The organism is Collinsella sp. AF37-9, from assembly GCF_003475115.1.
GTDB lineage: Bacteria > Actinomycetota > Coriobacteriia > Coriobacteriales > Coriobacteriaceae > Collinsella.
Window position 1 is genome coordinate 1 of record NZ_QROQ01000040.1, and the last position, 11,546, is coordinate 11,546.

Annotated in this window: 9 protein-coding genes and 1 tRNA gene; 2 read left to right on the forward strand and 8 right to left on the reverse strand. The window is 44.9% G+C overall.

Annotated elements, in window-relative coordinates:
• Positions 1-300: 300 nt before the first annotated feature.
• From DW024_RS09345 to DW024_RS09355, 3 genes are all read right to left on the reverse strand, one after another.
• Positions 301-377, reverse strand: a tRNA-Arg gene (locus DW024_RS09345).
• A gap of 53 nt (positions 378-430) precedes the next feature.
• Positions 431-1,198, reverse strand: a complete 768-nt coding sequence (locus DW024_RS09350) for an ABC transporter ATP-binding protein (RefSeq protein ID WP_117776189.1) — start codon at positions 1,196-1,198, stop codon at positions 431-433.
• A 12-nt stretch (positions 1,199-1,210) separates the two neighbouring features.
• Positions 1,211-2,056, reverse strand: a complete 846-nt coding sequence (locus tag DW024_RS09355; protein ID WP_233541371.1) for an ABC transporter permease — start codon at positions 2,054-2,056, stop codon at positions 1,211-1,213.
• A 161-nt stretch (positions 2,057-2,217) separates the two neighbouring features.
• On the opposite strand from DW024_RS09355, the gene DW024_RS09360 reads away from it, so the two are divergent.
• Entirely contained in the window at positions 2,218-3,153 is a 936-nt protein-coding gene (locus tag DW024_RS09360; RefSeq protein ID WP_118377562.1) for a glycosyltransferase family 2 protein, read from the forward strand.
• Positions 3,154-3,326: 173 nt separating this feature from the next.
• Positions 3,327-4,403 carry a phosphorylcholine transferase LicD gene (locus DW024_RS09365; protein WP_118377563.1) on the forward strand — a complete coding sequence of 359 codons (1,077 nt, stop codon included), beginning with the start codon at positions 3,327-3,329 and terminating at the stop codon, positions 4,401-4,403.
• Between the two features lie 157 nt (positions 4,404-4,560).
• On the opposite strand, the gene DW024_RS09370 is transcribed toward DW024_RS09365, so the two are convergent.
• From DW024_RS09370 to DW024_RS09390, 5 genes are all read right to left on the reverse strand, one after another.
• Entirely contained in the window at positions 4,561-6,453 is a 1,893-nt protein-coding gene (locus tag DW024_RS09370; protein WP_118377564.1) for a DUF4422 domain-containing protein, read from the reverse strand.
• Positions 6,454-6,464: 11 nt separating this feature from the next.
• A complete protein-coding gene (locus DW024_RS09375; RefSeq protein ID WP_118377565.1) occupies positions 6,465-7,475 on the reverse strand; it encodes a hypothetical protein in 1,011 nt (336 codons plus the stop codon).
• A gap of 149 nt (positions 7,476-7,624) precedes the next feature.
• A complete protein-coding gene (locus tag DW024_RS10035; protein ID WP_369834746.1) occupies positions 7,625-9,682 on the reverse strand; it encodes a DUF6541 family protein in 2,058 nt (685 codons plus the stop codon).
• A 121-nt stretch (positions 9,683-9,803) separates the two neighbouring features.
• On the reverse strand, positions 9,804-10,136 hold the full coding sequence (locus DW024_RS09385) for a DUF2304 domain-containing protein (protein WP_118377567.1): 333 nt from the start codon (positions 10,134-10,136) through the stop codon (positions 9,804-9,806).
• Positions 10,137-10,142: 6 nt separating this feature from the next.
• Positions 10,143-10,835: a glycosyltransferase family 2 protein gene (locus DW024_RS09390; protein WP_118377568.1), complete on the reverse strand. Its 693-nt coding sequence runs from the start codon at positions 10,833-10,835 to the stop codon at positions 10,143-10,145.
• Positions 10,836-11,546 lie beyond the last annotated feature (711 nt).

Here is an 11,546-nt window from a genome sequence, read left to right on the forward strand (position 1 = left end):
TGCAAAGACGAGCGTCGGTAAGACACGCCGAGGTCGCCGCGGACGGGTTGATATAGGGAGAGGGCCTGACCCCATATCGTTGGGGCCAGGCTCGATTTTGCCTCTTGACAATGTCCTGCTCATATTAAAAGGAAGCGGACACACTTATTATCCTATAAGCCTCGCAACCAAGCATGCAACCACTATCGAAATAAGGCTACAAGTCATCCCCATGCCTTACAGCCCATGTTAAACAATATCACGGCTGAACGCTTGTACAGCAAAGACCCGGCATGATAACCGGGTCTTCAAAAACTCTTTTGGTGCTCCATGGCGGATTCGAACCGTCGACCTTGGGATTAGAAGTCCCCTGCTCTATCCAACTGAGCTAATGGAGCATAATGTCGCGCGTCCAAGCGGGCACAAGTTCACACGGCGCATAAATTATAACCTACTTGAACTGGTCGTGGTATGCCTTGCAGACCTCATCCACGGGGCCATCCATACGCAGGTCGCCCTTCTCGATCCATACAGCACGCTGGCAAATACGCTCAACCTGTTCCATGGAGTGAGAAACGAATAAGACCGTAACGTCGCCACTTTCGATAAAGTGCTGAATACGGCGCTCGCACTTCTGCTGGAAAAAGACATCACCGACAGAAAGCGTCTCATCAACGATCAGAATATCCGGCTCGGTAATCGTAGCGATAGCAAATGCAATGCGCGCAACCATACCCGAAGAGAAATTCTTCAGGGGCATGTCGACAAAATCTTTGAGCTCAGCGAACTCGATAATCTCGTCAAAGCTAGCGTCAATAAACTCCTTGGTATATCCAAGCAGCGCACCGTTAAGGTAAATATTCTCACGAGCGGTAAGCTCGGGATCGAAACCAGCACCAAGCTCAATCAGCGGCGCAATATTGCCGTGAACCTTAACCTCACCTTCGCTGGGCTCCAAAACGCCAGCGATGATCTTAAGCATCGTAGACTTGCCGGAACCGTTAGTTCCAACAAGGCCAACGACCTCGCCGCGATGCACATCAAACGAAATATGCTTAAGCGCACGGAATTCCTCAAAGAACAGCTCGTGCTTTGCGAGCTTAATAAAGTACTCCTTGAGGTTTGTAAGCGACTCAGACGCCATGTTAAAGATCATGGTGACGTCTTTGACCTCAACAGCAAGGGGCTGCTTGCTGTAATCAATAGCAGATTCAGTCATGAACAGCACTCCTTAGATGTAGAGAATAAACTTGTGCTCGGTCTTGTGGAACACGGTATAGCCAATGGCAAGGGCAAGAACAGCCCAGACAGCACATAGGCCAAACGTAAGCGAAGAAGGCACGGTATTGAACAGGAAGATGTCACGCATAAACTGGAGATAGTTGTACATGGGGTTCACAACCACCAACACCTGAATCCAATGAGCCATATGGCTGATGTAATCGGTGGTCCAGAAGATCGGCGTCAGGTACATCCACGCGGTGATAACAACGGTCCAAAGGTGCATAACATCACGGAAAAAGACCGCCAGCGCAGACAGCATCATGCCCAAACCCATGCAGAAGCACATAAGAAGCAGCAAACACACCGGCAAGAGAATTAAATGCCAACTAGGAACCACATGGAACCAAAGCATAACCAAGGCGACAGCAACCAAAGAGAAGGCGAAGTTAACGAGCGAGAACAGCACCTTCTGCACCGGAAAGACCCAGCGGTGCACCTTAACCTTCTTAAGCAGCGAGGAAGCCCAAATGATGGACATAAGCGCTTGGTTCGTCGACTCGGACATGACAGAAAACGTCACGTTACCGACGATCAGGTAAAGCGGATACATCTCAGGCGTAATGGAGCCATTGCGCCCTTGGGCAAAGATTGTTGAAAAAACAATCGACATGACAATCATCATCAACAAGGGATTGAGCACGGACCAAGCTACGCCCAAAACGCTGCGCCGATACTTAATCTTAAAATCCTTGGTAACCAGCTGCCTAAGGATAAATTTATCCTTCTCAAAATCATTTTTAGCGTGAGAGGCCGGTTTAGCCACCGCTTTCTGACTCTCAAGATTGTCAGCCACGGACCATCTCCTTGTCTCGCAAAACATAACAGTGGAAAGTATAGCCCTCCCGCGTAGACGATAACCCACCGCAAAAAATCTGGAGAACTAACCCATATCTAATCAAAGGGATAGGTGATGGTTATACTTTCGAACAGTTGAGTCATTAAAGGAGGTCCTATATGGACTATTCGAATATCGCCGTCATTATCCCTTGCTACAATGAAGCATTAACGATCGGCAAAGTTGTCGATGACTTTCACCGCGAATTGCCAGACGCAACAGTATACGTTTACGACAACAATTCCGCCGACAATACGGCACAGATAGCCAAACAGCACGGGGCCACAGTGCGACATGAACCAAGGCAGGGCAAAGGCAACGTCTGCCGCCAAATGTTTCGCGATATCGACGCCGATTGCTACTTGATGGTTGATGGAGACGACACGTACCCCGCTGAAGCCGCCAAATCGCTCTGTGAGCCCATACTTAATGGCGAGGCAGACATGACCGTCGGCGATCGCCTCTCCAACGGAACCTATGCCGAAGAGAACAAACGAGCATTTCACGGCTTTGGGAATAACCTCGTTCGCGCCATGATTAAATGGATATACGGCTACAGCTTTGACGACGTTATGACAGGCTATAGAGCCATGAGCAAGCCTTTCGTAAAGACCTTCCCCGTCTTGAGTGAGGGCTTCCAAATTGAAACCGAGCTCTCCATCCATGCCGTCGACCATCGCTGGCGTATTAAAGACGTACCGGTTGAATACCGCGATAGGCCCATAGGCTCTGAGTCCAAGCTCAACACAGTAGGTGACGGTATTAAAGTTATCGCAATGATTGGAACGCTTTTTAGGGATTACCGTCCACTCAAGTTCTTTAGTCTTATTGCATTCATCTTTGCCATCATAGGTCTCACTCTCGGAATCCCAATTGTTGCGGAGTACTTCCAAACCGGCTTAGTCCCCCGCTTCCCCACAGCCATGCTCGCGGCCTCATTCATGTTTCTGTGCGGGCTGAGCTTGGCAACCGGCCTCATCCTCGACTCCGTAGCAAAAGTTGAGAAAAAACAATGGGAACTGCAGGTGTATAGCAAAACAGCATGCAATCACTAGCGATGCCACAAATTTTAAGGCGGTATACATATTATATTTAGCATTTAATCATGCTATCCACCGCTTAATGGGAGCCGGGCTCCACTCAACCAGATTTAATCAGTCGTCGAAAAACCATCGAGCTACGTAGGCTATATTAAACAGAACTTTATTCTCAACACGAAGGATACAGAATGAGCATCCTGTCACGTATCGCCGACCATCTTCCCGCATCAAAGCGAGCAATTAGAGATCTTCGCTCAGATGTCTATGAACTCTATGAACTGAACCGATCCATCAATGCGAGGATCGAGCAGGCTGACAACGGTATTAACGACAACATGAATTTTAGAGCCGAATGGCTTAAAAGTGATAACGACGGCGTTTCGATGAGAATCGAAACGATGCTTTGGCAGCTTTACCGAAACGACAACGAAGATCTGCAAGACGCAAAGAAGCGCTTTTTTACATCACTTCCAAAAGCCAACGGCGGACTCAGGGCCATGCAACTAGGATGCGCAAAACTACTAGGAGAGTTCGACACATTATGCAAAGACAACAATCTTCAATACTGGATTGCATTCGGAACGCTCCTTGGAGCAATCCGTCACCAGGGCTTTATTCCTTGGGATGACGATAGCGATCTCGGCATGATGAGGTCGGAAATTAACAAACTTATCAATATTGTCAGCAATGACGGACGGTATCGAATCTCAATCGTTTACGATGTTTGGAATTTCTGTAAGCAAATTCGTTTTATGTATGAGGACGTTAATAATCCCTGTTTTTTAGACTTATTCATATTTGAAGAAAGCAGAAGCGCCGATAAGAAGGCATTTGAGGAACAGCTAGGACTAAGAATGAAAATGATAGCGGAGATGAAAACCGCTTCATATTACAGCGAATGGAAAGAAAAGGAATTCATTCCAGCATCTGATCCGCTGGCTAATCGGATAGAAGAAACGTTTGCAAAATATCGGTCAATCGAAATGAGCCAGGGAATAATTGATGACCAAATAACTAATGGAATGCTGTGGGGCATTGAAAACATCTACTTTTTGTCTGATTACAAATGGGCTTGCCAAAAGCGAGAAGTGTTCCCGACGCAGACAATTTCATTTGAACGGATTCTTTGCCAGGCACCAAAAAATCTAAGAAAGTTTACCGAAGATGTATATGGAGATATCTATCGTGTTCCGATGGACATAACTACACACTGCGAACATGTCAGCAAAGAGCAACTCCGCGCATTAGAGAACCAAGAGTTATAGGGCGCTGCCATCAATGGATTGGCGTTCGACTCAAAACACCAATCCATTAAATGTGTTTAAACTTCATTATGACGACCGTGTAATTGTCCCTGCAATAGCACGGTCGAATCTTCTATGCCGGCCACTCTATGACGAGCGCCTGAATAGACTATATAAACTATCTAAATCGCCTAATCAGGGAAACCATTTTAAATATAACTTTATGTCGCTTTGTCCCAACTGGAAATAACGTCCGCTTTAATCCAAGCGGTCGGTATTCCGAAAGCGTAACTAAAAGGGACTCATACGCATCCATACACCTGGCCAAACGCCAATAATCACGACAAAGTGCATTCGCCGGTTCAGAGAATGGAGTCGTATCCGACGAATAGAGCAACAATCCGCTTTCATCGGAGGCCTTATATCGCTTTGCCGTGCACTCGTTGGCCCACATGCCAACTTCTTCAAAGGAAGCCACGGGCATACTGCTCGAATACGGGATAAGGCTGAAATTCAGCTTGCGCATCATAAGGCTTCGAACAGCAAATACACTTAGCGGTAAGCAGAAAGCATCTTTAGCGCTGCCCGGTTTCTTTTTATGCAACTGATACTTTTGAAACTCTTTAGCCAAATCGCCTTTTGGATCGATGCCCAGTTCAGATGCACAGGCACAGTACAACTCATATGGTTCAGGACAGATGATAGAAAGCTGAGACAAATCAACTATAAGAGCGGACGCCTCGCTCATCTCCCAACCATCCGCAGCGGCAAGATATGAGTCGCGCAAACGAGACGAAGCCGGCTTATTAAGCTCTTTCTCGAGGAAAACGCTCTTTACGGCAGCGAGTGAATCTTCTACGCCATTAATGATCTCGGCTGGGTCTTTTTTAAAGAAAGCACACCCCTCAACCCAAAGAACTCGATGGCGACCAATCAAATCGAAATTCATTATGCGAGGGAGTATAAAAGGCAGAACAATATGCGCTGCGGTAGCATCCATAGAACCAAAGAGGTCGTTGGGTCCAACTACCGGGAAAGTCGCTTGTATGATTTCCAGATTCTCCGGAATAGTCTCAAGTATGTTGAGGCAATCGCCAAAGCTAAACTGACAATTATGAATTAGAAGCAATCGATATTTTCTGGTCGCGTCAAGCTGACGAATTAAGCTCTCAAGCGCGACGGCAAATTTAATAGGCGACGATTCCGCATAGCGCCATACGATATCAACCGTTTGGTTATCGACGGCAGCAGCATTAAACGGAGCAGGCGTCTCTTCAAAGAAAACAAGCGGACGCTCAGCGATCTTAATCCCTCTCTTAGAGATATGAGAGACGAATACGCTATATAGAATCTCACCCAAATAGCCACAAATACGTTTGTGAGTAGTCGTTTTGTTCTCATAGTCATATTCAGAGTCAAACTGCTGGAGAATCGAAAACTCAAACGCACAGAGTTCGTCGAAGAGAGTCTTCTTCATCACGAAGCAGTTATAGCCCAAATACTTGGAACCGTTAAGATATGCGACGAGCTCGTCTACATAATCAGGCTGAACAAACTTGCAAATATCAACCATATGGTCCAGTTCGGCTTGAGTGACAAGGCCATAGGCACACATATGATCCTTTATAGTTTTCTTAGGACCACAAGGGGTGGGAACTCCCCTCACATCCCAATAAGGAGCACGTACAAGGTCAACCTTCTCGACACAGTCCCTGATCAAAGCCTCGTTTGCTAGCTGATACTTTTTAATTGAGAGTGGCGACAGACAGTCATCCTCAATCTGAGCATGATCGTTCGACTCATATTTCTTCTCATCAAAATTGAAAAAACGTCGGTAATGGCATTGGCCAACATAATCAGCCTCTAAGTTTTTCCAAGCCCAATACTGACCGCTCATTTCACAAAAAGTGAAATTTCGGTCGGAGATGTTTTCACCGCAATCGTCGCGTTGGCATCCAGGAATAGTCTCTTTACCCAAAGAGCCGACGTGAACGGGTAAATACAGGTCGGAATCAGGCGTGCAGACAGGCTTATGGCATGAGACTAGGATTTTGATGTTGGGTTTAGACATTAATTCCCCCGTTATGCCTTTAACTTAAATTGATCACGATGATTAGCATGATACTCAACCATAGTCTTTGTTTGTGCGCCACCGTAGCCGAGATGGCCTACAACAATATTTTCATTTACCACCATCACACGACCAGTAAAACACGCGTAGTTACAAATATGCTCCTCATCATCCCCAAGACCATACGGACCTCCGACAAAAGTCAGCGGGAAGTGCCCAAACTCGTTCCAGGCGTCACGCGAAAACAAAATGGCACCGATGCTATAGCGGATCGGGCAAATAGAATACTGGAAACCTTCATTTTCAATCGAGAAGCGCTCTGTTAGCGCATCGATATCGCGCAACACAGGCTGAGACTCGCCCCACATATAACGAGCAACCTTAGGCTCAGAAATGACCTGACGATTGTGGTGCAATCCATCGGAATACTTCATATCCGTGAGTCCGGTATTCCTAAAATCATCCAGAAGATTCAATTTGTCTAGCAAGCGAAGATGCCCGTAGCAACTGACATTAATTAAAGGAGAGACAAACGCTGGTTTATATAAGGTCTTTGACTCAAGCTCCTTGTAGGTATCAAGCATTGCCTCAAAGAAGCCCTTAGTCAAAAACATATCCTCATCAAGCTTATAAATCCACTTAGCCCTCGGATGGCATTCAATCGCAATATTCTGAACAACAGATAAATGATTGACAGAAGTCGACAGATAGGACCAGTCGTGATCAGCGGCGATCTGCTTAAGCTCTTCATTCACAAGCCCGCTGGTCATAACGCATACGTCAACATCGGAAGGCACATATGCCGCAATACGCCCAAAAACGTCTTCCCATAATGTCGGCTTATATCCCGCGAGAATAATGCAGAGCTTATCGCTGCCCTTGCTGCGGTCGACAAAGTCATGGGTACCAGACTGAATAGCCCGAACTGCCTCATCGCCACGGAGATCGCGACGAGCCTTTAAGAACGCTTTACCAAACTTATTTGAGTTAACGGCATCATAAACGGTGTTTTTTAGAGACATGCAATACTCCTACGAATCAGTAACATCAAAAATAATAAGCCACCCGCTTATCGACGAGTGGCTTATCGCGAAGCTCTAAAAATGAATAGAAACGGAACTTTGCCTTAAAGACTATTAAGAGGATGCTTTGACCAAAACGAAAAGAATAATTAACTAAAAGAAGAATAATCTATCTCATAAAGTCGCATATCGTCTTCCGACATAAGAAGCTTGAGCCCCGGAGTCGAATCTTTGATCGAATTAATGCCTTGCCATTTGTCCCAAGTATAGTAACCGTAGTAGCAACGCTCGTCGTTGATCTCACCGCCATAGTCCAAATTAAGAATGTACTTAATACCATTCTCTTTAAGGATGCGTTGAACATCTCTATTTGTAGCAAGCTTGTCGAGATGCAACCTCAGCGTTTGGTTATCACACGTCTCATTACCGAGCATCTCTGCAGCAGACCGACGGTAAAGAAGGTTTAAATCGTATAAAGGATATGCGAAAGCGCTGCCGTCATCTGCGTTGTTATATATCAACCCATCATCATTTTCGAGAAACTCAGCTACACGCTTACAAAAAAGTCGCTCTCTGGGATCAAACAAGTTGTCGCGCTTCGAATCATTCGAAAGCATAGAACAGGCGTGATAATCACCCAAACCCGTGTATACCCGTCCAAATCCGGGTAAATCGAAATCATTAATATAAAGAGCACACCAAGTGAAAATAAGACATACAGCGCAGGCTAAGAACTTCGCCCAAAGTTCGTATCCAAGTCTGTCAAATACCTTCACAGCAAGCGAAAAGAAAGTCGCAAGGCCAGCAGCAGCCAAAGGAATTGCCATAAGACCGGCACATGCGCCCAAACGGTACGGATCGGTATACCAAAAACCCGCAAGGAAGTGCTTTATAAAACCCGAGGATGATGCTCCGACTATATAAATGGCGGCAGCAATCAGATATGAGAAACAAAGCCACGAGCACTCGTTGTTGCGAAGCAAGACAAAGAAACCAATTGCCACGAATATAGCAAGAAGATAATTACCAGCCGGAAGTCGAAAAGAAAGCGACAGAACATTAACTATGGCCTGTAAATGCGAGGCGGTTATACCCCAAGTAAAAGAAACGGTGTTACTTAAAGCTGGATTAATAAAACAGACGATCCAAATAACTAGAATAAATAAAGAAGGAATCGCGAGGGAGATTAATCTCACAGAAAGAGACACGGCAGAATCCCCATGTTGTTTCTTTCCAATATACCAACTCGAAAACCGCAAAACAACATAAGGCGCAAGAAGGACAGCCATTGTAAATACTGCATTTGGATGAGAAAAATAAAGCGTAAGTACGCCAGCTAAAAACGCAAAGACATAACTCAGGGCGAACTGCTTCGTACATCCACTGAAGAAATTAATAAATATGGCTGCACAAGCCGGTACGAACATGAGACCCAAAGTGTTAGGGAACAAAGGGCCCGACACTGAAATTAAAGTACCCCAGGGAAAGCTATTAAATGCGAACAGAACCAGCGCCCCCGCAACAACAACACCAAGGTCATCGCGAAATACCGTTTTAAAAAACAACAACACGCTTGATGGAAAAACGAATAGTACCATTACATAATTAGTAACGTTAGCCGCAAACGCAACATCCTGTCCAGAAAAGCTTGCAACAAGAGCAGCAAGCAAATGCCAAGCCGCAGGATAAAAGCCGTTAGCAATTGAAAGAATAGAGCTAGACGGCACATCATGATATAGGCCGACATTGAAAGTCGAAAAATCACCGACATCTAAAAAAGATCGAATAACAGCGAGATGAAATGAGTTATCAGAATCTTGAATGAAAGATGATGGCCCGTCCAGTGGTAGTAGAAAAATTTTCGTTGCAACAACAAAAGCTACGCCACAGTACAGAAACAAAACAACCCAATTTGAATGACCAAAAAAGGACTCTGTCATAGTAGCTTTTCGAGAGCAATCGATTAATCTGCAAGACAAGAATATTGCAGCAAGAATAAAACTGATAAGACACAGGTTCACCCAAGTGGCGAATATTCCAAGCTTTGAAATAACAATACTCACTATTTCAAGCAAGGCGATTGAAAACAACGGTGCGATTAAGATCGAATCAAGTCGGCAGAATCGCATCATGCGTGAAAGCACAAAACCTGGAACCTCTAAGAGAAGCAAGAGAAATAGTGAGGATATAAAGAAAGGTATCCACATAAATAAATTACCAGCCTAGCAATGCATACGTTAGACGACACGTTTTCATGATTTGAGTCAACGAGAAAGACAGTTTGGCTACCGAATATAAAACGAAACACTCGTTATTAATAAGTCAATCCTAAGAATCATCGCTATCAAGCGCAATTGACTGAGCCAGGCCATTAATGCGCTCCTCTTGCTTCGAAAGGCGCAGACAATTCGAAAAGTCCCTTACCACGAGGACAGCAATAACATAAAGAAATACAAAATTTGAAGCTGAGACAAAGCCAAGTTCAGAAGAAATAAAAAGCGCTATCTCAGGAAAAATGCCAAATAACACAAAGCTTAAGCTGAATAAAAGCCAGAACATGGAATCAAGAACCCGCATCTGGGACTTCTTCAATTTGCGGATAACGAAAAAGAACACCAGGGCAGCAAAAAAAATAAGCAGCGCCCGCAATGTAAGAGTCATTTTATATCACCTAAACCATTGAACTACTAGCAGCGTAGCAAACACTCGAAGCATATACTGAATCGACTTAACTGGATTTAAATAGCTCTCGCCACCTTGGCGCTCACGCATTGATACTTGGACCTCGGAAACCAGGTACCCTTGCTTTAAAAACAACGCGATTGATTCTGGCTCAGGATTGAGAGTGTTGTCGTAATAGTATTCTTTGAGTACAGAACTACTAAATAACCTAAAACCTGATGTGGGATCGCTGATACGACGACCGGTCAACATCTTGATTAGAACGGTAATCATTCGCGAACCTATCATACGCATCGATTTGTCTTTGCGAACAGTTAGGAACCTCGAGCCAATAACAATATCGGAACCAGATGTTTCAGCTTTCTCAACTAAAGCAGCTATATATTCCGGTCGATGTTGCCCATCTGCATCAAACTGAATCATATAGTCGTAACCATGATCGATGGCATATCGAGCCGCAGTCTGAAAACCAACGGTCAGCCCGCAGTTAATTGGCATTGTAATAACCTTGCAGCTCAACGAACCGCAAATCTCACCCGTTCGATCGCGTGAACCATCATTGATAATAATGAAGTCAAACCCTGAAGCAACCGAACGGAGCTCGTTAACCGTGCTTTCAATGCACTCCTCTTCATTATATGCAGGAATCGCAATAAGCACATTCGATTTAGACGACAATCAAACACCATTCTCTCGTGACAAATCAATAGAACCTGAACATCCATTCAATATATCTTATGAGAAACCAAGTCATACGATAATTATAAATAGGTGGAGGCTGCATTACACCAGACGAAAGGATGCGCACGGACGCCCGCATAGTAGATATCATCTCTTCGCCTCACTTACATTTGCCAGGCTAGTATCAAAGAGATTCCGAACAAGCACTCAAAGATGGCTGCAACTCAAAGACGGCTGCAGGATGGACGTCCGAGTTTAAAGAACATGCGTAACAACAAAGAGCTGGCTCACGAACATAATTCGAGCTGAAGATAATTTCAATTAGTGAGTAGAACTACTAATTGAAATTAGCAACAATCTGTTAGATTGCTAGAAACTGTTTTTACGCAGAAGAGAGTGATAGACAGAGAAACCTGGAAAACATAAACGCTGATGAGTAGCCACAGCTCGGTTCACCAACCATTCAGAGCGGCTGGGCAAAGGTTTATGTCAGTTCCGACCACAACAAGAGCCATGAATTACTTGAATAGAATCGAGTGAGATTGCATCGTTGAACAATCAATTTAATTCGCACTATTAAAATTGGTATAGGGGCGAGCCAGCCTCATCCCTATACCAGAAGTTCAAGATAATCGAAATGTCAAACTAACACAGCTTGAGATACTCCCCCAGCTCTTCCTCCCAGTCGGGCATGTGGAACCCGACCGA